The organism is Streptomyces sp. NPDC058665 (genome assembly GCF_042714995.1).
Taxonomy (GTDB): domain Bacteria; phylum Actinomycetota; class Actinomycetes; order Streptomycetales; family Streptomycetaceae; genus Streptomyces.
In genome coordinates this window covers 12,258-33,882 of the sequence record NZ_JBHXRX010000021.1, presented here as the reverse complement: position 1 = coordinate 33,882, position 21,625 = coordinate 12,258, and the positions used below count along the sequence as shown (strand labels likewise).

The following is a 21,625-nucleotide window of genomic DNA, read 5'->3' as shown; positions in this document are numbered from 1 at the left end:
CCCGATCGCGGACCATACTTCAGCCATGACCATGACCGCCCATGACGCCATCGTGCTCGCCGGAGGTGCCGCGAAGCGGCTCGGCGGAATCGACAAGCCCGCCGTCAGCGTCGGCGGCAGGGCGCTGCTCGACCGGGTGCTCGGAGCCTGCGGCGATGCCGCGCGGACCGTGGTCGTGGGCGGCCGGCGGCCCACGGCGCGGCCGGTGCGCTGGGCACGCGAGGAGCCGCCGGGCGGCGGCCCGGTCGCCGCGCTCGACGCGGGCGTACGGCAGGTCGACGCGGACACCGTGCTCGTGCTCTCCGCCGATCTGCCCTTCCTGACACGGGAGACGACGCACCGGCTCCTGGACGTACTCGCCGCGGACGCCGCACGTGAGGGCGCGCTGCTCACCGACGCGGACGGCCGCGACCAGCCGCTGGTCGCGGCGTACCGCACGGAGCCGCTGCGCCGCGAGATCGCCCTCCTCGCCACCGAGTACGGCAGCCTCGCCGGGCTGCCGCTCCGACTGCTGACCAGTGAACTCGACCTCGCCCGTGTCGCCGCGGACACCGACCCGCTCGCGTCCTTCGACTGCGACACCTGGGAAGACATCTCCACGGCGCGCGCACGCATCAGGGAGCATGGAACCGTGCTGGACGAATGGATTACCGCAGTCAAGGACGAACTCGGCCTCGAACTCGACGTCGACATCAAGGTCCTGCTCGATCTCGCCCGCGACGCCGCGCACGGTGTGGCGCGGCCGGCCGCACCCCTGACGACCTTTCTCGTCGGGTACGCGGCGGGCCGTGCGGCGGCCGGCGGCGGAGGTCCCGAGGCGGTGGCAGAGGCGTCCCGGAAGGCCACGGCGCTCGCCCTGCGCTGGGCCGAGGAGACGGACGCGCCGGACGGCAAGGCCGAGGGCGGCGGCAAGGCCGAGGGGGACGTGGCCGGATGACGGCCCAGGACCCCGAGGTGGACGGCGTCGAGGATGTCCTCGCGCTGTTCGGCAGGCAGCCGGATGCGGGCCCGGGAGACCGGCCCGGCGCCGACTCGCACCACGGCGGCGGCCACAGCTCCGCGCCGGTGAAGCCCGAAGGCAGGGGCAGGCACCACGCCACCCCGTGGGCCGATGCCTGTGCTGTCGCGGCTCGTTCGGGCCGTACGGCGGCCACCGCCCCCAAGACCTCCACCGCCCCCAAGACCTCCACCACCCGCACCCGGCGCGTCCCCCTCGAACAGGCCCTGGGTCAGGTACTCGCCGAGCCCCTGACCGCCCTCACCGACCTGCCGTCCTTCGACACCTCCGCGATGGACGGCTGGGCGGTGTCCGGACCTGGCCCCTGGTCCCTGCGACCGGCGGCCCCCGACGCCCCGGACCCCGCAGCCGCCCCCACCACCGGCATCCTCGCCGGGCACGCCGCCACCACCCCTCTCCCCGACGGCACAGCGGTACGGATCGCCACCGGCGCCCGGGTCCCGCCCGACACCACCGCCGTGATCCGCAGCGAGCACGCCCTCACCGACACCACCGGTCATCTCCACGCCGACCGCGAGGTGACCCACGGCCAGGACATCCGCCCCCGCGCCCAGGAGTGCCGCTCCGGCGACCAACTCCTGCCCGCCGGCGCCGTCGTGACCCCGGCGGTGCTCGGCCTGGCCGCCGCCGCCGGTTACGACGAACTGCTCACCGCCCGCCGCCCGACCGTCGACATCCTGGTCCTCGGCGACGAACTCCTCGTCCGCGGACTGCCCCACGACGGCCTCATCCGCGACGCGCTCGGCCCGATGATCGCGCCCTGGCTGCGCGCGCTCGGCGCCGAGGTCATCGACACCCGCCGGGTCGCCGACGACGAACGCGCCCTGTACCGCGCGGTCACCGAGTCCGAGGCCGATCTGGTCCTCACCACGGGCGGTACCGCCGGCGGCCCCGTCGACCATGTCCACCCCGTGCTCAGCAAGGCGGGCGCCGAACTGCTCGTGGACGGCGTCGCCGTACGCCCCGGGCATCCCATGCTGCTGGCCAGGCTCGCCTCCGGCCGCCATCTGGTGGGCCTGCCGGGCAATCCGCTCGCCGCCGTATCAGGACTGCTCACGCTGGCCGAGCCGCTGCTGCGGGCCCTGGGCGGACGGGCACCGGCGCCCGCGTACCACGTGCCCGTACGGGACGAGGTGCACGGCCATCCGCAGGACACCCGGCTCGTGCCCTTCGTCCACCGCGACGACCGGCTCGTGCCGCTGCGCTACAACGGTCCCGCCATGCTGCGCGGCATCGCCGTCGCCGACGGGCTCGCGGTCGTCCCGCCGGGCGGCGCGCGTCCCGGCGACGAGCTGGAAGTCCTCGACCTGCCCTGGGCCGCCTGGGGCGAAGCCGCCGCCTCGATAGACGACGGGTGTTTCACGTGAAACTTCCCGGCCACGACGCCATGGCGCGTCATGCCGACGAACACCTGGTCACCGGCCGGGTGAAGCTGCCGCGCCGGATCGTCGACCGGCCGCTGCGACAGGTCAGCAAGCGGCTGTTGATGGCGCTGGGGGTACTGGCGACCACGGTCTTCATCGTCTGGATCGACCGCTCCGGTTACCACGACAACGCGGACGACTCGGTCGACTTCCTCGACGCCGTCTACTACTCCACCGTCACCCTCTCCACGACGGGTTACGGCGATATCGTCCCGTACAGCGACGCGGCCCGGCTCATCAACGTCGTGCTCGTCACCCCGCTGCGCGTGCTCTTTCTGATCATCCTGGTCGGCACCACTCTTGAGGTCCTCACGGAGCGCACCCGGGAGGAGTGGCGGCTGAACCGCTGGAGGTCCAACTTGCGTGACCACACCGTCATCGTCGGCTTCGGCACCAAGGGCCGGTCGGCGATGCAGACCCTCTGCGCCACCGGGCTCAAGAAGGACCAGATCGTCATCGTCGACCCCAGCGCGAAGGTGATCGAGGCGGCCAACGCGGACGGATTCGTGGGCGTCATCGGCGACGCGACGCGCAGCGACGTACTGCTGCGGGCCGAACTCCAGCGGGCGCGGCAGGTGGTGATCGCCACTCAGCGCGACGACACGGCGGTACTGGTCGCGCTGACCGCGCGTCAGCTCAACCGCGGGGCGAAGATCGTCGCCGCCGTACGTGAGGAGGAGAACGCACCGCTGCTGCGCCAGTCCGGCGCGGACGCCGTGATCACCAGCGCCAGCGCGGCAGGCCGGCTGCTCGGCCTCTCGGTGCTCAGCCCCGTCGCCGGCACGGTGATGGAGGATCTGATCCACCAGGGCAGCGGTCTCGATCTCATCGAACGGCCGGTGATAAAAGCGGAGGTGGGGCGGAGCGTACGGGAGACGGACGACCTGGTGGTCAGTGTCCTGCGTGGGCACCGCCTGCTGGGGTACGACGACCCGTCGGCCAGCCCGCTCCAGCTCACGGACCGGCTGATCACGATCGTACGGGCGGATCCCAACCCCCTGCAGAGCAAGTCGGACTGACCGGCCCGCCACCGCCCCCCACACGAATCCGGTCGAAACGAGCCCGAACCCGCGGGCCGGTACTGCCGGGAGAGCCGGGGGGTAGCCTCCGACCATGTATGCGATCACGATTCCGGAACCCGGTGGCCCCGAGGCGCTCGTCTGGGCCGAAGTACCCGATCCCGTACTCGCCGAAGGCGAAGTCCTCGTCGACGTCGTGGCGAGCGCGGTCAACCGCGCCGATCTGCTGCAACGCCAGGGCTTCTACGACCCCCCGCCCGGCGCCTCCCCCTACCCCGGTCTGGAGTGCTCGGGCCGGATCTCCGCGCTGGGCCCCGGCACCGAGGGCTCCGGCTGGTCGGTCGGCGACGAGGTGTGCGCCCTGCTCTCGGGCGGCGGTTACGCCGAGAAGGTCGCCGTCCCCGTGGGCCAACTGCTCCCCACACCCGAGGGCGTGGACCTGGCGACGGCCGCCGGGCTTCCCGAAGTGACCGCCACCGTCTGGTCGAACGTCTTTATGATCGCCCATCTGCGGCCCGGCGAGACGCTGTTGGCGCACGGTGGCGCGAGCGGCATCGGCACGATGGCGATTCAGCTCGCCAAGTCGGTCGGCGCGCGGGTCGCCGTCACGGCGGGCGGGCCCGAAAAGCTGGCGCGCTGCGCCGAGTTGGGCGCGGACATCCTGATCGACTACCGCGAACAGGACTTCGTCGACGAGTTGAGAAAGGCCACGGGCGGTGCCGGGGCGGATGTCATCCTCGACATCGTCGGCGCCAAGTATCTCGGCCGCAATGTGAAAGCCCTGGCCGTCAACGGCCGGCTCGCGGTGATCGGTCTCCAGGGCGGACTGAAGGGCGAACTCAATCTGGCCGCCCTACTGGGCAAGCGTGGGGCGATCACGGCGACGTCGCTGCGGGGACGTCCGGCCGGCGAGAAGGCGTCGATCATCGCCGCCGTACGGGAGCATGTCTGGCCGCTGATAGGCGCTGGGCAGGTGCGGCCCATCGTGGACCGCACCTTCCCGTTGTCGGAGGCGGCGAAGGCGCATTACGCGCTGGAGTCGGGCGACCATGTCGGCAAGATCCTGCTGCTGCGCCCGTAACGAGGACGGATTTCCCCGGTCGGTCTCCGAGGCCCCTCGGAGACCGACCCCGACCGCCCGCGCCGGCCGACGGAAGTGTCAGAGATACGGCCCCGACCGGATCGCGCCGTGCGCACCCGGGTCCTCGCCGTCGTCGCCGTCCTGCGAGGCGCCCGGCGGCAGTGCCCGGCGCATCTGCTCCAACTGCGCCCGCGCCGCCATCTGCTGGGCGAACAGCGCCGTCTGGATCCCGTGGAAGAGGCCCTCCAGCCAGCCCACCAACTGGGCCTGCGCGATGCGCAGTTCGGCCTCGGAGGGAATGGCCTCGTCGGTGAACGGGAGCGAGAGCCTTTCCAGCTCGTCGACGAGTTCGGGCGCGAGTCCGTCCTCAAGCTCCTTCACCGAACCGGCGTGGATCTCCTTGAGCCGTACCCTGCTCGCCTCGTCCAGAGGAGCCGCCCGCACTTCTTCGAGCAGCTGCTTGATCATGCTGCCGATACGCATGACCTTCGCCGGCTGCTCGACCATCTCCGTCACCGGGATCTCGCGCGGCTCGTCGTCCCCGGGTCCGCCGCCGAGCGCCATCCCGTCCTGCCCCACCACGAGGACATGGGGGTTGCTCTCCTGCGACCGTTCGTTCCTCGGCATTTCCATAGTTTCATTGTCTCGCACCTGGGTGCCGATGCGAGGTGAGCCCCCGTGGGAAAGCGAATCGCTTTCCCACGGGGGCTCACCCGTGCCCGTGACCGGTGTCAGATCGCCGCCCTGCGCGCCAGCGCGCCTCGCGAGCGGGTGACCAGCGCGGCCAGGAGCGCCGCGCCGAGCGGGACCACGACGAGCAGTACGCCCAGCGTCTCCCACGGGATGACCACCGGCACGAAGGGCGCAGTGGCCTGCTCCCCGTTGGACCACCCCTCGTCCAGCATCCGCGCGTACATCTGGTCCTCCGCGCGGCGCTCGGTGAAGCGCAGCCCGATGGCGGGCAGAATCCCGGACGCCGAGCCGAGTACGACACCCATCGCGGCCACCACCCCGCACTGGAATCCGCTCAGCGCCTTGCGGACCCTGGGCGGCGCCCCGACGGCGGCGAGCGTCTTCAGATCGGCCTCCGCGTCGGCCTGGGCGAGGCCCGTGGCGATACCGGCGGCGCCGATGGTGATCAGCCCCGCGAAGACGGCGAGTGCCAGCATCGTGGTGCTGTTCTCGGGGACGAACCCCTTCTCGATGGTCAGCCAGGGATCGGCGCCCGTGTTGGCGAGTTCGCTGTCGAGCTTCTGCTGCTGCGCGTCGCTCGGGAGCTTCTCGGTGGTGAAGAAGGAACCGTACGGGACGGTGGTGATGCCCGCCTTCTCGGCCGCGTCCGGAGGCATGATCACCTGGACGCCGTAGGTGTTCTCGCTGCCCGAGAACTGGTGGGCGGGGATCGTCTTGACGGTGCCCGGCTGCTTCTCGCCGTCCGACGCGCCCGCCTCTTCGGACGCCTCGGACTGGGCCGCGGTGGTGAGGCGGACGTCGATCGTCCCGTTGACGCCGCCCTTCGGCGCGACTGCGGTGCCGCCCGCGTCGCCCTTCGCCCCGCCCTTGTCCTTGTCCTCGCCGGCAGCGCCCTCAGGAGTAAGGATCCGCTTGCTGAAGGAGACCGCCCGCCCGTTGGCCAGCGCCGCGCTCGCCTCCGGATTGTTGATCTCCAGCACCTTGAGCAGCTTGTCGTCACCGATCAGGATCTCGCCGGCCGAGCTGCCGATGCCGTTGAGGTCCTGGTCGCAGCGGAAGTCCGTGGCGAGCTTGCGCCTCTCGGCCTTGGAGAACTTCTCCGTCGGGTCCTCGCCCGACTCGTCGTACGACCAGAGCGGGCACTCGTACGCCTTGGGCGTGACGAGCTCGTACATTCCGCACTCCCCGCCATCCCCGTACATGGAACAGCTCTTCGTGCCGACCACGACACGGTCCACATCGGCCCGTAGGTCCGTGGGCAGCAGCTTCCGTACGTCCTCGCGCATCGACGGGACGTCCACGGCGGATTCCGGGGACAGGATCGCGACCGCGCCGTACGGCAACTCCGGCTCGTACCGGGCCTCGGCCTGGGCGTCGGAGCTGGCCGCGTACGTCGCCACGGCAACCGTGCCCGCGACCGCCGCGAGCACCGCCGCCACGGCCGGAGCCGTACGGCCCCGGTTACGTACGGAGTCCCGCAGCGCGAGCCGCGGCGAGAGCGGCAGCCAGCGGCCGATCCGGCCGAAGAGGCCCACGAGGGCGGGCGTCAGCGCCACCACACCGAGCTCCGCGAGCGCACTGCCGCCCGCGACGATCATGGCCTGGTCCGACACGGTCGAGCCGTACAGCGCGATGCCCGCGCCGAGTGCGACGGCCCCCAGGCCCACCATCGGCAGCACCCTGTTGCTTCTGCGGATGCCACGGCGCCCGGTGAGGGAGGCGACGACGGTCTGCCGGGACGCGGTCACGGCCGGCACGATCGCGGCCAGCAGACCGGTGACGACCGCGACCAGCGCGATCCCGATCAGCTCCAGCGGACGCAGGTCGAAGCTGCCGAAGCGCTTGCCGAGCACGCCTTCGAGTACCGGCTGGAGCGCGAAGGTCAGGACGATGCCCAGCACCGTGCCGACCACGGCGGCGACCGCGCCGATCACCAGACCGCCGCTGAGGACGATGGCCCTGATGTGGTGCCGGTCGCCGCCGTTGGCGCCGACCAGGCCGAGCTGGCGGCGGGAGCGGCGGGCGCCGACGGCGAACGCGGGGCCCGCCAGCAGGCAGATCTCCAGCATCGCGAGACCGACGATGGTGCTGATAATGGCGAGCTCGGCGGCGCCGGCGGAGCCGCCCCCGAGGTCGGGCAGGCCCTCCTTCACGTACAGCGCCACCTCGGAGTCCGGCGGCGGATCGAGCACCACCGCGCGCGAGGTGACCGTTGCGCCCTTGGCGTTGGTCTCCTCGACCATGTTCCACGTGAAACCGGCGTCGCCGGGGACCGAGGTCAGATAGGTGCTGTACGTATCGGTGCCGGGCAGCTCCGCGACGGCCAGCGCCTTGTCGAGCGGGGCCAGCAGCGCGCCGGGAAGCGCGTTGACCTGGGTGGTGTCCAGGTCGTTCGGCAGCTCGTACGCGCCGACGATCCGGTACGCGGTGTCGAGTCCGCGAGCCGTGAGCTTCGAACCGACGTGCAGTCCGCTGCTCTCCAGGAAGGCGTTGGTCGCGGCGACCTCGTCGGCCTTCTTCGGGAACCGGCCGCGGTCGAGGACCATGATGCCCTCGGCCATCGGGTCCGCCGCCTTCAGCTCCCGGACCGAGGTGCTCAGCAGTCCGTGGGTCGTCCTGAGCTTGGCGGTGCCCTCCGAGTCGATGAGGGACTTCGCGTCCGCCGGGAGGGCGGAGGCGATGTCCATCTCGCCCTCGGGCCACGGCTCGTCGTCGCCGTAGCTCTTCACCGGCTGGTAGTTGTCACCCTTGGGGTTCTGCATGAGGGGAACCCCGCCCATACGCGGGTCGTTGACGCGGGCGTCGGCCCGCCCCAGGTCGCGGTCCAGCTGCTGGGCGGGGCTGAGGTCCGCGCTGCGCAGGGTCAGGTCGGCGGCGCTCACCCCGAGGATCGGCAGGGCGAGCATGGCGAGTACGAGGAAGCTGCGTCCCTTGAAGCGCCAGGCGTCACGGCGGGCTATGCGGATCGCGGCACGCCAGGAGTGGTACCAGTTCTTCACCGTTCGGCCGCCTGGCCCGTGAGCAGCGAGTCGGCCTGGCTGCGGAGGGTCTGGTCGACGACGGCGCCGTCCCGGAGGAAGACCACGCGGTCGGCCCAGGCCGCGAAGCGCGGCTCGTGCGTGACCAGGACGCCGGCCGCACCCGCGTCGCAGCGGCTGCGCAGCAGGGCGAGCACGGATTCGCCGGTCTCGGAGTCGAGGGCGCCGGTGGGCTCGTCCGCGAGGACGAGGCGGCGGTCGCCGACGAGCGCGCGGGCGATGGCCACGCGCTGCTGCTGGCCGCCGGACATCTCGTCCGGGAAGCGGTCGGCGAGCTCGCCGAGTTCCATCTCGCGCAGCGCGGCGACGGCCTCGCCCCTGGCCTTGCGGGCGGAGGTGCCGTCGAGCTCGCGGGGGAGGGCGACGTTCTCGGCGGCGGTGAGGGCCGGGATGAGGTTGTAGTCCTGGAAGACGTAACCGATGCTGCGGCGCCGCAGCGCGGCGATCTGCTTGCGGCCCGCGGTGGTGAGGTCGGTGTTCTCGACGATCACCTGGCCCGACGTCGGGGTGTCGAGACCGCCGGCGATGGTGAGCAGCGTGGACTTGCCGGAGCCTGACGGGCCCATGACGGCGACGAGTTCGCCGGGGAAGACGTCGAGGTTGATCCCGCGCAGGGCGTGGACCTCGGTGGCGCCACTGCCGTGGACGCGGGTCAGGTCCTTGAGTTGGAGCACGGGATGCGGTGCCTGGTCAGGCATGGATGGTCCCCCTTGGGTGCGGATCTGGTGCGCAGACGCGTCGGTGGGTGGGTGTGTGGTGTGCGTGGTGCATGTGGTTGGTGGGGCCTCAGCGGTTTCTGGAGCGGCCGGAGCCGGCCCGGGAGGCGCCGGGCTGCCGGGCCGGCTGATCAGTGGCACCGTCGGCGGTCCCGGCCGCGTTCCCGGTGGTGGTCCCCTCGGCGGTCCCGGCGGCGCTCTCCGCTTCCTTCTTCCGCTGCTTCTCCTTCTGCGCGTTCAGCAGCGAGAGCCGGACGAGCCGGGCCTCGCAGTGGTCGAGCCAGCGCGCCTCGGCCTCCGTCTGGAAGATGAGCTGTTCGAGGACGAGCAGCCATGCCACGTCGTCCCGGTTGTCCGGCGAGACATCGGTGGCCTGGGCCTTGAGCCGGGTGTAGTCCTGCATCGCCTGCACGGTGTGGTGGCGCTGCGACTGGATCACGTCGCGGATGTCGATCCCGGGTGCGCCGACGGCCATCGCGAGCTTGATGGCGAGTTCGTCGCGCGGCGGACTGCGCCGGTCGACCGGTGACCGGAACCAGTTCCGCAGCTCATCGCGGCCGGCGTCCGTCATCACGTAGAGCGCGTGGCCGGCTTCGTCCTCACCGTCCTGGACGACCATCCCGTCGCGCTCCAGACGGTTGAGCGTCGTATAGACCTGGCCGACGTTCAGGGGCCAGGTGGCGCCGGTACGGGATTCGAACTCCGTACGGAGCTGGGAGCCGTAGCGCGGTCCCGATTCGAGGAGGGCGAGCAGCCCGTGGCGGATCGACATACTCAGTATGTATACCCGGTATGGCTTCGACGGCAAGGGCCTTGAGGGGGACGTGACAAGTCCGTCGTAAGGAGGAGGTAAGGGCTACGCGGGATGTACGAGGGTGGTAAACGGGCAGGTCAGAGGCGGTAGGTGAGGGCGTCGGCGGATGGTGGGTGTCAGTGTCGCCGGAGTCTCAGGCCCAGAAAACCGATGCCGAGGCCCATCAGCGCCATCCCGACCCCGAGAGTCAGCGCGGGGACGGCGCGGGCGACCGGCTGGGCGACCGCCTGGCTGTTCTGCTCCTGTGCGGAGGCGTCGTGAGGGGGGGGACGGGGTGGGACCGGTCCCTCTTCCGAGGCGTCGAAGCCGTCCGACAGGAGCTCTTCGTCGCGGAGTTCACCCTCGTCCGGGTCGGCCTGCTCGCGCTCGGGTCTCCCGCTCGGGGACCGCTGCCTGTGCGGCTCGGCCGAGGCGGGCACTGAACGAGTGGGGGACGGCGAAGCGGAACGGGACGAAGGTCTTCCGCTCGTACGGCTGGGCGACATCGGCACGGTGGGATCCGCGGACACGGTGCCGACACCCGACGACGGCACCTCACCACTCGCGCCGGTGGCGGTCGCCGGGTTCGTCCGCCCCGGCCGGGGCCGCCCCTGCCCGGCCTCGTTCCCCGCCAGGGAGGAGGTGGCACCCGGCGACCGCGACGGTTCCGCGCGCGGGGATTCGCGGTCCTCGGCGAACGCGAGGGACGCGTTCGACAGCAGAGAGGCGAGTATGAGCGCGACGGCGACGGCAAGCGCGAGCGCGCGGGAGGAACGGAGCCGTGCGTGGAGCCGAGACATCACCGACTCAGCGTCACATGCGGTGACAGAAGCGGCATCTCGGCGGGAGCCGGGCGTCCCGGCGGCCGTACACTCCCGCGCGGACGCCCCGCGCGGTCGCCGTCACGGCCCCCCCCGGACCGGAGCCTTACGGAGGCGCCGGCCGACGGACTCGCGCCCGCCAATCCCCGGCCGTCGGACTCACGCCCGCGCCGTCGGCTACTCCGGGTTGCCGGTGGAGATCTTGAGCTCGAACTCCTGGTCCTTGGGCAGCACCGCCGCGCTCTGGCGCGGGTACTGATCGACCACGATGTCCTTCGCCTGCGTGGGGTCGTTGACCTCGGTCACCGTCCACGTCCACCCCGCGGACCGCAGGCACTCCTTCACCGAAAGGATGTCCTTGTAACGCAGGTCGGGCGCCTGGACCTTGGTCGGGTCCACCCCGTCCTCGTACGCGTCCGAGCACTTCTCCTTGTCGATGACGCGGTTGCGCTCCGGCGGCCGGTGGCCCTCCACCGCCGAGCCGCTCGGCTTGGCCTCCGAGCCGTCCTTCCCGTCGTCGCCGTTCTGGGTCAGCGCGAACGTCAGGCCCGCGATCGCCGCGACCGCGACCACGATCGAGCCGACGATCACCGGCATGTTCCGCCTGCTGCCGCCGCTGTTGCCACCACCGCCGTGGCCCCCGTGCCCGCCGTGCCCCGGGCCCATCGGGGGCTGCGGGGACATCGAGTACGTGGGTGCCGGGGTCTGGTAGCCCTGGTTGGGCTGCGGCGGGTAGCCGTACGTGGGAGGCGGTGTCTGCATCGGCGCCGGGGTCGGCGGTCCGTACGCCCCCGGCTGGTACGGCGTCTGCACGCCGCCCTGCGGCGGCTGCGTCCCCTGGTCGACCGGCGGGAAGACCGCCGAGCCCACACCCGCGCCACTCACCGACGGGGCGCCCTGCACGATCACCGGGGCCCCGGTGTGGCCCTGCGGAAGCACCCGCGCGCACTCGTCGCGCATCGCGGCGGCGCTCGGGAACCGCTCGTTCGGGTTCTTCTTCAGCGCCCGCGCGACGAGCGCGTCCATCGCGGGAGTGAGCGAGCGGTTGATCGAGGAGGGCGCGACCGGCTCCTCCTGCACATGCGCGTACGCGATCGCCAGCGGCGAGTCGGCCTCGAAGGGCAGCCGGCCCGTCAGCAGCTGGAAGAGCATGATGCCGACCGAGTACAGGTCGGAGCGGGCGTCGACGCCGCGCCCCAGCGCCTGCTCGGGCGAGAGGTACTGCGGCGTACCGACGACCATGCCGGTCTGCGTCATCGACGTGACGCCCGACTGCATGGCCCGCGCGATGCCGAAGTCCATCACCTTGACGACGCCGCGCTTGGTCATCATCACGTTGCCGGGCTTGATGTCGCGGTGGACCAGGCCCATCTCATGGCTGGTCTCCAGCGCGGCGAGCACGTCCGCCGTCACCTTCAGCGCGCGGTCCGCCGGCATCGCGCCGTACTGCTGGATGTCCGACTGGAGCACCGAGCCGAGCGGCTGCCCCTCCACGTACTCCATGACGATGTACGGCATGAGCGAGCCGTCCAGCTCGTCCTCACCGGTGTCGAAGACCGAGACGATGTTGGTGTGCGACAGTTTCGCGACGGCCTGGGCCTCGCGCCGGAAGCGTTCACGGAAGGACTGCTCACGGCCCAGTTCGGTGTGGAGCGTCTTGATGGCGACCTGCCGGTCGAGAGCCGCGTCGTACGCGAGGTAGACGGACGCCATGCCGCCCTCGCCGAGAAGGTCACGAAGCTGGTACCGGCCGCCCGCGACCGAACCGCCCGCGTAGCGGCCCTGTGCGCCGTCGTGGCTCATGACTGTGCTTCCCCCTCGGCGCGGCGACGCGGTGACTCAGTGCTTCGCGCTGATCCGTACTCACATGCTCCCGTATTTACGGGCCAAGTCTGCCGCAGGGCCCTGACACGTCAAGCGGGGTGCCCGTTCCGTGACCCTACGCACAACAAGCGTCTCGGAAGCGTTACAGGAAACGCATGGAATTTGCCCGTGCGCGGGCGTAGCGGGTTTGATGACCGGTCCATCTCCGATCGGCGTGCCGCGCGAAGGCTGTAGCGTGACCGGCACAGCACCAATCCAGGATTCGTGGCGGCTCCTGGCCCCACACCTTCACCCATCCCAGGCACCACCGCGACCCCGCGCCCGCGCGCGGCACGCGCGGATAGATACGACGGCGAGGACTGATGGCACCCGAACCCGAAGCAGGCGGCGGCGGAGTGCCTGATGCTGGGGACTCATGGGGCGTCGGCGGGCTGGTCGGCGACGGCCGTTACCGGATGACGTACCGCCTCGGCCGGGGCGGTATGGCGGAGGTGTACGCGGCGGAGGACGTCCGGCTCGGCCGTACCGTGGCCGTCAAGCTGCTCCGCTCCGACCTCGCCGAGGACCCGGTCTCCAAGGCCCGCTTCACGCGCGAGGCCCAGTCGGTGGCCGGTCTCAACCACCACGCCGTGGTGGCGGTGTACGACTCCGGTGAAGATGTCGTGGGCGGCCAGACCGTTCCGTACATCGTCATGGAGCTCGTCGAGGGCCGCACCATCCGCGATCTGCTGATCAACGCGGAGGCGCCGCCGCCGGAGCAGGCGCTGATCATCGTCTCCGGTGTGCTCGAAGCGCTCGCGTACTCGCACCAGCACGGCATCGTGCACCGTGACATCAAGCCCGCGAACGTGATCATCACGCACGGCGGCGCGGTCAAGGTGATGGACTTCGGCATCGCCCGCGCCCTGCACGGCGCGCAGTCGACGATGACCCAGACCGGCATGGTCATGGGCACGCCGCAGTACCTCTCCCCCGAACAGGCGCTCGGCAAGGCCGTCGACCACCGGTCCGACCTGTACGCCACGGGCTGTCTGCTCTACGAACTCCTGTCGCTGCGCCCGCCGTTCACCGGCGAGACGCCGCTCTCCGTCGTCTATCAGCACGTCCAGGACATCCCGGTCCCGCCGTCCGAGGTCTCGGACGTGGTGCCGCCGGAGCTGGACGGGCTGGTCATGCGCTCGCTCGCGAAGGACCCGGACGACCGGTTCCAGAGCGCCGAGGAGATGCGCGGCCTCGTCCAGTACGGCATGCAGATGCTCCAGCAGCAGGGCAGCCACGTCGGCACCTGGAACACCGGCCCCGTCGACATGCACGAGGGCGGCACCCCCGCGATGGGCGTCGCCGCCACGACCGCGATCGGTCACCCGCCGCACGGCGACACCGCGCAGCGCCCGCTGCTGCCGCCGCAGAACCCGCACGACGGCGGTTACGACGGGGGCCACCACGGCAACGGGGGCGGGGGCCGCGGCAAGATGTGGCTCTTCGCCGTGCTCGCCGTGATCGCGATCGTCGCCGGCGCCGCGTACGCGCTGAACAACATGGCCGGCACGGACACCGGCAACAAGGACGACCAGAAGACCACGCAGAGCCCGACCGCCACGCCGAGCGACAAGCCGACGAAGTCGGACGAGGAGTCGGCGCCGACGGACGACGAGCCGGACACCTCCACGGGCGGCAACCAGCAGCCGGACTACCCGCCGGACGACACCCCGACCGGGCAGCCGTCGCCGTCCGAGACGCCGACGGACCCCCCGTCCTCGCCGGATCCGGGTGACGACGAGGGGGCGACGGAGGGCACCACCGAGGGTGGCGGCGACGTGGAGGGCACCGAGGGCACGACCGAGGGGGCGACGGAGGGCACGACCGAAGGCACGACGGAGGGCACGACCGAGGGCACGACGGAAGGCAGCACGGGGACGTCCGAGGGTGGCGCGGGAGAACCCGGCACCATCGACGGCGTCACGGGCAGGTAGGAGTCCCCGGAGTGGAGGCTGCCCGCCCTCACCCCGTGAACGCCTCGCGCACCTCCTCGTACCTCCGCGTCCACCAGACCGCCAGGGCCGACACCGCAGGGAACTGCGGGTCGGCCCTTCGGTCGTCCAGCTGGTAGCGCCAGCGCAGTATCCAGAAGTCGTTCAGCCGCTCCCACCACACCCGGTGGACCGCCGCGGCCAGTTCACCGGCGTCGGCCCCGGCCGCGAGCCGGTAGGCGCGCGCGTACGCCCGTACCTTCTCAAGGTCCAGTTCCCCCGACGGCTGTACGAAGAAGATCGCCGCGGCCCGGACCGCCTCCTCGGCGCGCGGCTGGACGGACAGCCGGTCCCAGTCGACGATCGCCGCGGGCTCGGTGCCCCGGTAGAGCAGGTTCAGCGGATGGAAGTCGCCGTGCACCCACCCGGTGGCCGTCTCCGCACCCGGTGGCGGGCGGTGGTGGGCGTGGCTCTCCAGGAGCGTGCGGCGCTCCCGCAGCCGGTGTTCGGCGAGGGCGTCGAAGCCGTCGCGCGGGGTGCGCCCGCGGGCCAGGGCCAGCAGTTCGTCGATGAGCGCGAAGGTGTCCTCGGGGGCGGCGCTGTCGTACGCGCCGTCATAGGCGAGGTGGCACTTCACCGACTCCATGACCTGTTCCAGACAGGTGTGTACGACTCCGAGTAACGACCCGAGCCGCCCCGACGTGGTGGACGTCAGCTGGGCACCGGTGCGGTGCCGGCCGTCGACCCAGGGGTGTAAGGCGTAACAGTGGCCGCCGACGACGGCGACGGTGCCGCCCTCGGTGTCGCGTACGGGCGGCACGACGGGTACGCCGAGGGCCTGGAGCCGCCGGGTGGCCCGGTGCTGGTGGGCGATGGACTCGTGGTCGCCGTCGAGGTGGTGCTTGAGGAAGTAGGAGCCGTGGGTGGTGGTGAGCCGGTAGCCGCGATTCAGCAGGCCTTGGGCGACGGGCCGGCAGGACAGGGGCTCCCCACCGCGCTTGTAGCGTCGGAGCAGGTCACCGAGGGGGAGGAGGCCGAAGGGCTGGTCGGCCACGGATGGAGCGGTCGCGACACCGGGCGGGGTCGCAGTTGTTGCAGATGAGCGCGGCACCCGTCAGATGATAGATCACGCTGCGTGTTGATCGTGTCGCGGTCCGCTGCCGGTCTCGGTCGAGGTCCCGCTCCCGGCCTCGCTGTCGATCTCGGCCGAGGCCCCGCTCCCCGCCCCACCCGTCGCGTATTTCAGCACATGCACGGTCGCGAACTGCGGCGTCATGCTCATGTAGACGGCATCGAACGGTTCGCCGTCGACGTCGTGCGGCCCCGGCCCGAAGAGCGCCAGCTCGTCGTCCGTCGGCCTGACCACGTTCGCGGTGCCGGTGAACTGGACCGACCAGAGATCGGGCTCGCCGGTGTTGAAGTTGTCGGCGCCGTACGCCACCACGCTTCCGCTGCACGCCCGGTGGTAGCCCATCCCCCGGTGCATCCGCAGGACGACGCTGTCATCCAGGACGATGTGACGGGCGGGGGCCACGAAGGGCATCGCCCGCATGCTCGTCGCCACCCGTCCGTACCGGACCCGGTTGAGCAGCTCGATGGCGCGCAGATGATCGGTGGACATGGCTCCCACTCTCTGTCACCGATCGTCCACAGAACAGGGGAGCCCGCCCCGGATGCATGGGACCTTGGTCCTTATCGGGCCTTTAGGGAACCCGGGCAGGGAGAGGCCCTTCGACAGGTTTCAGCGCTGCTCGGCCTGGATTCTGGCCACGTACGCGGCTGCCTGCGACCGTCGCTCCATCCCCAGCTTGGACAGCAGGCTGGAGACGTAGTTCTTGATCGTCTTCTCGGCGAGATGCAGCCGCTCGCCGATGGCGCGGTTGGTCAGGCCCTCGCCGATGAGATCCAGGATCTTGCGCTCCTGCTCGGTGAGGTTCGCCAGCTTCTCGTCACCCTTGGGGGTGTTGCCCTCGCGGAGCCGCTGCAGCACCCGCGCGGTGGCGACCGGGTCCAGCAGGGAGCGGCCCGCGGCCACGTCCCGTACGGCGGTGAGCAGTTCGTCGCCGCGGATGGCCTTGAGTACGTATCCCGAGGCGCCGGCCATGATCGCGTCGAAGAGCGCCTCGTCGTCGGAGAACGAGGTGAGCATCAGGCACTTGATGCTCTCGTCCCTGGCCCGGATCTCACGGCAGACCTCCACCCCGCTGCCGTCCGGCAGCCGCACGTCGAGCACCGCGACATCGGGCCGGGTCGCCGGGATTCTGGCGAGCGCGTCCTCCGCCGTACCCGCCTCGCCGACGACCTCGATGTCGGGCTCGACGGCGAGCAGCTCATGGACGCCCCGCCGGACGACCTCATGGTCATCAAGAAGAAATACGGTGATTTTTCCCTTTTCAGGCACGACTTCAGTCAAACACACATCCCCCTATCCCCGCCCCGGGCCGCCGGGATAACGTGCCGTTGTTCCGGCGGCCTGCAAGGCTGTGACCAGTGGTTGTACCCGACTTTTTCGATTTACTTGGAAATCCAAGCAAAATTGCAGGTCAGGGGGGTTTCGCAGGAATGCGACCCACTGGGTAACGTGCCTGTGGCAGGGCGCTCGCCGGGGCACCTGTCACGCCTGTCCCGGCCGGGCCGCACCCACCCCGTGCACACGTCCGGAAGCAGGCGGAGCCGCACTGGTTCCCGGCGGATCCCGGGGACCGGACCGACGGAGGAGCACGCACGTGACCGTGGAGAGCACTGCCGCCGCGCGAAAGCCGCGACGTAGCAGCGGCACCAAGCGCGCCGGCGCCAGGACGACGCCGCAGCCGAAGGCTTCCGAGCCCCAGCTCGTACAGCTGCTGACGCCCGATGGCGAGCGCGTGAAGAACGACGAGTACGACGGCTACGTAGCCGACATCACCCCCGAGTCCCTGCGCGGTCTCTACCGCGACATGGTCCTCACCCGCCGTTTCGACGCCGAGGCAACGTCCCTCCAGCGCCAGGGCGAGCTGGGCCTGTGGGCCTCGCTGCTCGGCCAGGAGGCCGCGCAGATCGGCTCGGGACGCGCGCTGCGCGACGAGGACTATGTCTTCCCGACCTACCGGGAGCACGGCGTCGCCTGGTGCCGGGGCGTCGACCCGACGAATCTGCTGGGGATGTTCCGCGGTGTGAACCACGGGGGCTGGGACCCGAAGGCCAACAACTTCCACCTCTACACGATCGTCATCGGCTCGCAGACGCTGCACGCCGCCGGCTACGCGATGGGCGTGGCCAAGGACGGCGCGGACTCCGCCGTCATCGCCTACTTCGGCGACGGCGCGTCCAGCCAGGGCGATGTGGCGGAGTCGTTCACCTTCTCGGCCGTCTACAACGCGCCGGTGGTGTTCTTCTGCCAGAACAACCAGTGGGCCATCTCGGAGCCGACCGAGAAGCAGATGCGCGTGCCGCTCTACCAGCGCGCGCAGGGCTTCGGCTTCCCCGGTGTCCGGGTCGACGGCAACGACGTACTGGCCTGTCTGGCCGTGACGCGTGCCGCGCTGGAGCGCGCCCGCGGTGGCGAGGGCCCGATGCTCGTCGAGGCGTTCACCTACCGCATGGGCGCGCACACCACCTCCGACGACCCGACGAAGTACCGGGCGGACGAGGAGCGGGAGGCGTGGGAGGCGAAGGACCCGATCCTGCGGCTGCGCGCGTATCTGGAGCGGGAGTCGGCCGCCGACGAGGCGTTCTTCGCGGCTCTGGAGAAGGAGAGCGAGGCGCTCGGCAGGCGGGTGCGGGAGGCGGTGCGTGCGATGCCCGACCCGGACCACCTGGCGATCTTCGAGCATGTCTACGCGGACGGGCACGCGCTCGTGGACGAGGAGCGGGCGCAGTTCGCGGCGTACGAGGCGTCGTTCGAATCCGCAGCCGAGGAGGGCAAGTAGCCATGGCCGTACAGAAACTCCCCCTCGCCAAGGCGATCAACGAGTCGCTGCGCGTCGCCCTCGACACCGACCCCAAGGTCCTGATCATGGGCGAGGACGTCGGCAAGCTCGGCGGTGTATTCCGGGTCACCGACGGTCTCCAGAAGGACTTCGGCGAGGGGCGGGTCATCGACACCCCGCTCGCCGAGTCGGGCATCGTCGGTACGGCGATCGGCCTCGCGCTGCGCGGCTACCGGCCCGTCGTGGAGATCCAGTTCGACGGCTTCGTCTTCCCCGCGTACGACCAGATCGTCACGCAGCTCGCGAAGATGCACGCCCGCGCGCTCGGCAAGATCAAGATGCCGGTCGTCATCCGGATTCCGTACGGCGGTGGCATCGGCGCCGTCGAGCACCACTCCGAGTCGCCCGAGGCGCTGTTCGCACATGTGGCGGGGCTGAAGATCGTCTCGCCCTCGACGTCCGCGGACGGCTACTGGATGATGCAGCAGGCCATCCAGAGCGACGACCCGGTCATCTTCTTCGAGCCCAAGCGCCGCTACTGGGACAAGAGCGAGGTCGACACCGAGGCCATTCCCGGCCCGCTCCACAAGGCCCGGGTCACCCGTGCCGGCACGGATCTCACCCTCGCGGCGTACGGCCCGATGGTCAAGGTCTGTCTGGAGGCCGCGACCGCCGCGGCTGAGGAGGGCAAGTCGGTGGAGGTCCTCGATCTCCGCTCGATGTCCCCGATCGACTTCGACACGATCCAGACGTCGGTGGAGAAGACCCGTCGGCTGGTCGTGGTCCACGAGGCGCCGGTGTTCTACGGCTCCGGCGCGGAGATCGCCGCCCGGATCACGGAGCGCTCCTTCTACCACCTGGAGGCTCCGGTGCTGCGGGTGGGCGGATTCCACGCCCCGTACCCGCCGGCGCGCCTGGAGGAGGAGTACCTTCCGGGCCTGGACCGGGTGCTCGACGCCGTCGACCGCTCGCTCGCGTACTGAGGAGTGCCGTGACCATGACTGCTGACACTTCCACCCGCTACAGAGAGTTCAAGATGCCCGACGTGGGCGAAGGGCTCACCGAGGCGGAGATCCTCAAGTGGTACGTACAGCCGGGCGACACCGTCGTCGACGGCCAGGTGGTGTGCGAGGTGGAGACGGCGAAGGCGGCCGTCGAACTGCCCATCCCCTACGACGGGGTGGTGCACGCGCTGCGCTTCGACGAGGGCACGACCGTCGATGTCGGGGCGTCGATCATCACGGTGGACGTGGCGCCTGGGAGCGGGGCTGCCGCGCCTGCGGAGCCGGTCGCCGAGCCCGCGGAGGCCGCGGAGGCCGCCGAGCCGAAGGGGCGCCAACCGGTGCTCGTGGGCTACGGCGTCTCGGAGTCGTCCACGAAGCGGCGTCCGCGCCGGGGGGCGGCGGTCCCTGAGCAGGGCACCGCCGCCGCCGCGATCCAGGCGGAGATGAACGGGGTCGCTTCCGCCCCCGCGACCGAGGCCCCGTCCCGCCCGCTGGCGAAGCCGCCGGTGCGCAAGCTCGCCAAGGACCTGGGCGTGGACCTGACGACGGTCACGCCGACCGGCCCGGAGGGGATCATCACCCGCGAGGACGTGCACGCGGCGACGGCACCCGTGGCCGAGGAGCCGGCCGCGGAGCCCGCGCCGGCGCCGGTGGCCGCCCCGGCTGCGCCGGTGGGCCGGGAGACCCGGATCCCGGTGAAGGGCGTACGGAAGGCGACGGCGGCGGCGATGGTGGGCAGCGCGTTCACCGCGCCGCACGTCACGGAGTTCGTGACGGTCGACGTGACGCGCACGATGAAGCTGGTGGACGAGCTCAAGTCCGACAAGGACATGGCGGGTGTACGGGTCAACCCGCTGCTGCTCATCGCCAAGGCGCTGCTGGTGACGATCAAGCGCCACCCGGAGGTCAACGCCACGTGGGACGAGGCCGCCCAGGAGATCGTGGTCAAGCACTACGTCAACCTGGGCATCGCGGCGGCGACCCCCCGCGGCCTGCTCGTCCCGAACATCAAGGACGCCCAGGCCCAGACCCTGCCCCAACTCGCCCAGTCCCTGGGCGAACTGGTGTCCACGGCCCGTGAGGGCAAGACCACCCCGTCGGCCATGCAGGGCGGCACGGTGACCATCACGAACGTCGGCGTCTTCGGCGTCGACACGGGCACCCCGATCCTCAACCCGGGCGAGTCGGCGATCCTGGCGGTCGGCGCGATCAAGCTCCAGCCCTGGGTCCACAAGGGCAAGGTCAAACCCCGCCAGGTGACGACCCTGGCCCTGTCGTTCGACCACCGCCTGGTGGACGGCGAACTGGGCTCCAAGGTCCTGGCGGACGTGGCGGCGATCCTGGAACAGCCGAAGAGACTGATCACCTGGGGCTGACGGCTGTCGGCTGCTAGCCGACGCGTGGAAGGGTCGCGACTCCGCCGGGAGTTGCGACCCTTTCGCTTCTGCGCTGGACGACCCGACGCACCCGGTCAGCGGCGGGCGCTGAGGCGGCGTTGGCGGGAGGCTTCGTAGAGGATCACCGTCGCCGCGTTCGAGGCGTTCAGTGAGCTTGCCGAGCCCGTCATCGGGATGCTCACCACGTGGTCGCACAACTCGCGCCAGCTCGTGCTCAGTCCGGACGTCTCGTTGCCGATCAGCAGCAGCACCGGTTGCGTCAGGTCGAAGGCGTCGGTGTCCGCGTCGCCGCGCTCGTCCGTGCCGACCACGGCGACCGGGCGTCCCTCCGCGCGCTCCTTCGCCAGCCACTCCGCGACCTCGTGGTGCGAGGGGCTTCGGACGACCGGGAGCGCGAACAGGGAGCCGGTGGTGGCGCGTACGGCCTTCGGGTCGTAGACGTCGGCCGCGTGGCCGGTGACGATCAGACCGTCCGCGCCGAAGGCGTCGGCCGAGCGGATGATGCTGCCGATGTTGCCCGGCTGGGTGGGGCGGTCGAACAGCACGCCCAGGAAGGTGTCGTGGACGGCGATCCGGCGCAGATCGTCCGGCGGCATCTCGACGACGGCCACGACCTCGGGTGCGCCGTCGGCGCGTTCGCCCAGTTCGGCGAGGAGTTCGGGGGCCATGGCGACCCGGTCCGTACTGATGCCGCGCGGCAACTGCTCGGCCCACCGCGAGAGCGGACGGCTCGCGTCGTACAGCAGGGCGCGTACGGTCCACCCGTGTTCGACGGCCATCGTGATGGGGCGCACGCCCTGGACGAGGAACTCGCCTTGGCGCTTGCGCTTGTTGCGATTGGCGAGCAGCGCGTGCCACTGCTGGAAGCGGGCGTTGCGGCTCGTGATCCGCTGACCGGCCACCCGTACTCCTCGTCGCT

At 71.1% G+C, this 21,625-nt stretch carries 18 protein-coding genes; 8 read left to right on the top strand and 10 right to left on the bottom strand.

The genetic code is table 11. The features are described 5' to 3' along the window. Window positions 1-31: 31 nt before the first annotated feature. The 4 genes from ACFWV8_RS15900 to ACFWV8_RS15885 all read left to right on the top strand — a co-directional run bounded on the left by ACFWV8_RS15900 (window position 32) and on the right by ACFWV8_RS15885 (window position 4,542). On the top strand, window positions 32-937 hold the full coding sequence (locus ACFWV8_RS15900; protein WP_384201768.1) for a DUF6457 domain-containing protein: 906 nt from the start codon (window positions 32-34) through the stop codon (window positions 935-937). Further along, on the top strand, window positions 934-2,385 hold the full coding sequence (locus ACFWV8_RS15895) for a molybdopterin molybdotransferase MoeA (RefSeq protein ID WP_384201596.1): 1,452 nt from the start codon (window positions 934-936) through the stop codon (window positions 2,383-2,385). The genes ACFWV8_RS15900 and ACFWV8_RS15895 overlap by 4 nt, the downstream gene beginning before the upstream one ends. Before the next feature lie 20 nt (window positions 2,386-2,405). Beyond that, on the top strand, window positions 2,406-3,461 hold the full coding sequence (locus ACFWV8_RS15890; RefSeq protein ID WP_384201765.1) for a potassium channel family protein: 1,056 nt from the start codon (window positions 2,406-2,408) through the stop codon (window positions 3,459-3,461). Window positions 3,462-3,555: 94 nt separating this feature from the next. Continuing rightward, window positions 3,556-4,542 (top strand): NAD(P)H-quinone oxidoreductase, encoded by a 987-nt coding sequence (locus tag ACFWV8_RS15885; protein ID WP_384201593.1) that lies wholly within the window; start codon window positions 3,556-3,558, stop codon window positions 4,540-4,542. A 78-nt stretch (window positions 4,543-4,620) separates the two neighbouring features. Here the strand turns inward: ACFWV8_RS15885 and ACFWV8_RS15880 are convergent, their stop codons facing one another. The 6 genes from ACFWV8_RS15880 to ACFWV8_RS15855 form a co-directional block, all read right to left on the bottom strand. Further along, window positions 4,621-5,175: a bacterial proteasome activator family protein gene (locus ACFWV8_RS15880; protein ID WP_329384796.1), complete on the bottom strand. Its 555-nt coding sequence runs from the start codon at window positions 5,173-5,175 to the stop codon at window positions 4,621-4,623. Window positions 5,176-5,273: 98 nt separating this feature from the next. Continuing rightward, window positions 5,274-8,234 (bottom strand): FtsX-like permease family protein, encoded by a 2,961-nt coding sequence (locus ACFWV8_RS15875; protein WP_384201589.1) that lies wholly within the window; start codon window positions 8,232-8,234, stop codon window positions 5,274-5,276. Beyond that, window positions 8,231-8,971, bottom strand: coding sequence for an ABC transporter ATP-binding protein (locus ACFWV8_RS15870; protein ID WP_384201586.1), 741 nt, complete (start codon window positions 8,969-8,971; stop codon window positions 8,231-8,233). Before ACFWV8_RS15870 ends, ACFWV8_RS15875 begins: the two co-directional genes overlap by 4 nt. 88 nt (window positions 8,972-9,059) lie before the next feature. Next, window positions 9,060-9,761, bottom strand: coding sequence for a PadR family transcriptional regulator (locus ACFWV8_RS15865; RefSeq protein ID WP_384201583.1), 702 nt, complete (start codon window positions 9,759-9,761; stop codon window positions 9,060-9,062). A 158-nt stretch (window positions 9,762-9,919) separates the two neighbouring features. Beyond that, on the bottom strand, window positions 9,920-10,585 hold the full coding sequence (locus ACFWV8_RS15860; protein ID WP_384201580.1) for a hypothetical protein: 666 nt from the start codon (window positions 10,583-10,585) through the stop codon (window positions 9,920-9,922). A 195-nt stretch (window positions 10,586-10,780) separates the two neighbouring features. Then, on the bottom strand, window positions 10,781-12,406 hold the full coding sequence (locus ACFWV8_RS15855; RefSeq protein ID WP_384201577.1) for a protein kinase: 1,626 nt from the start codon (window positions 12,404-12,406) through the stop codon (window positions 10,781-10,783). 383 nt (window positions 12,407-12,789) lie between these two features. Between ACFWV8_RS15855 and ACFWV8_RS15850 the strand changes: the two genes are divergently transcribed. Next, complete coding sequence (locus ACFWV8_RS15850) at window positions 12,790-14,400, top strand: protein kinase (protein WP_384201575.1); 1,611 nt, start codon at window positions 12,790-12,792, stop codon at window positions 14,398-14,400. A gap of 28 nt (window positions 14,401-14,428) precedes the next feature. Here the strand turns inward: ACFWV8_RS15850 and ACFWV8_RS15845 are convergent, their stop codons facing one another. The 3 genes from ACFWV8_RS15845 to ACFWV8_RS15835 form a co-directional block, all read right to left on the bottom strand. Next, entirely contained in the window at window positions 14,429-15,451 is a 1,023-nt protein-coding gene (locus ACFWV8_RS15845) for a phosphotransferase (protein ID WP_384201572.1), read from the bottom strand. A gap of 72 nt (window positions 15,452-15,523) precedes the next feature. Next, window positions 15,524-16,018: a pyridoxamine 5'-phosphate oxidase family protein gene (locus tag ACFWV8_RS15840; RefSeq protein WP_384201569.1), complete on the bottom strand. Its 495-nt coding sequence runs from the start codon at window positions 16,016-16,018 to the stop codon at window positions 15,524-15,526. A 120-nt stretch (window positions 16,019-16,138) separates the two neighbouring features. Next, window positions 16,139-16,798: a response regulator gene (locus tag ACFWV8_RS15835; protein WP_384201567.1), complete on the bottom strand. Its 660-nt coding sequence runs from the start codon at window positions 16,796-16,798 to the stop codon at window positions 16,139-16,141. A gap of 325 nt (window positions 16,799-17,123) precedes the next feature. Here ACFWV8_RS15835 and pdhA point away from each other — a divergent pair, with 325 nt between their 5' ends. From pdhA to ACFWV8_RS15820, 3 genes are read left to right on the top strand one after another with little or no spacing between them, the layout of a single operon-like run. Then, entirely contained in the window at window positions 17,124-18,305 is a 1,182-nt protein-coding gene (gene pdhA, locus ACFWV8_RS15830) for a pyruvate dehydrogenase (acetyl-transferring) E1 component subunit alpha (protein ID WP_384201564.1), read from the top strand. Window positions 18,306-18,307: 2 nt separating this feature from the next. Further along, window positions 18,308-19,288: an alpha-ketoacid dehydrogenase subunit beta gene (locus tag ACFWV8_RS15825; RefSeq protein ID WP_384201561.1), complete on the top strand. Its 981-nt coding sequence runs from the start codon at window positions 18,308-18,310 to the stop codon at window positions 19,286-19,288. 14 nt (window positions 19,289-19,302) lie between these two features. Beyond that, window positions 19,303-20,685: a dihydrolipoamide acetyltransferase family protein gene (locus tag ACFWV8_RS15820; RefSeq protein WP_384201558.1), complete on the top strand. Its 1,383-nt coding sequence runs from the start codon at window positions 19,303-19,305 to the stop codon at window positions 20,683-20,685. A gap of 95 nt (window positions 20,686-20,780) precedes the next feature. On the opposite strand, the gene ACFWV8_RS15815 is transcribed toward ACFWV8_RS15820, so the two are convergent. After that, complete coding sequence (locus ACFWV8_RS15815; RefSeq protein WP_384201554.1) at window positions 20,781-21,608, bottom strand: RNA methyltransferase; 828 nt, start codon at window positions 21,606-21,608, stop codon at window positions 20,781-20,783. Between the last annotated feature and the right edge of the window lie 17 nt (window positions 21,609-21,625).

Coding starts and splice junctions, on each gene's coding strand:
- ACFWV8_RS15900 (WP_384201768.1), top strand. CDS start 32: ATGACCGCCCATGACGCCATCGTGCTCGCCGGAGGTGCCGCGAAGCGG.
- ACFWV8_RS15895 (WP_384201596.1), top strand. CDS start 934: ATGACGGCCCAGGACCCCGAGGTGGACGGCGTCGAGGATGTCCTCGCG.
- ACFWV8_RS15890 (WP_384201765.1), top strand. CDS start 2,406: ATGGCGCGTCATGCCGACGAACACCTGGTCACCGGCCGGGTGAAGCTG.
- ACFWV8_RS15885 (WP_384201593.1), top strand. CDS start 3,556: ATGTATGCGATCACGATTCCGGAACCCGGTGGCCCCGAGGCGCTCGTC.
- ACFWV8_RS15880 (WP_329384796.1), bottom strand. CDS start 5,175: ATGGAAATGCCGAGGAACGAACGGTCGCAGGAGAGCAACCCCCATGTC.
- ACFWV8_RS15870 (WP_384201586.1), bottom strand. CDS start 8,971: ATGCCTGACCAGGCACCGCATCCCGTGCTCCAACTCAAGGACCTGACC.
- ACFWV8_RS15865 (WP_384201583.1), bottom strand. CDS start 9,761: ATGTCGATCCGCCACGGGCTGCTCGCCCTCCTCGAATCGGGACCGCGC.
- ACFWV8_RS15855 (WP_384201577.1), bottom strand. CDS start 12,406: ATGAGCCACGACGGCGCACAGGGCCGCTACGCGGGCGGTTCGGTCGCG.
- ACFWV8_RS15850 (WP_384201575.1), top strand. CDS start 12,790: ATGGCACCCGAACCCGAAGCAGGCGGCGGCGGAGTGCCTGATGCTGGG.
- ACFWV8_RS15840 (WP_384201569.1), bottom strand. CDS start 16,018: ATGTCCACCGATCATCTGCGCGCCATCGAGCTGCTCAACCGGGTCCGG.
- ACFWV8_RS15825 (WP_384201561.1), top strand. CDS start 18,308: ATGGCCGTACAGAAACTCCCCCTCGCCAAGGCGATCAACGAGTCGCTG.
- ACFWV8_RS15820 (WP_384201558.1), top strand. CDS start 19,303: ATGACTGCTGACACTTCCACCCGCTACAGAGAGTTCAAGATGCCCGAC.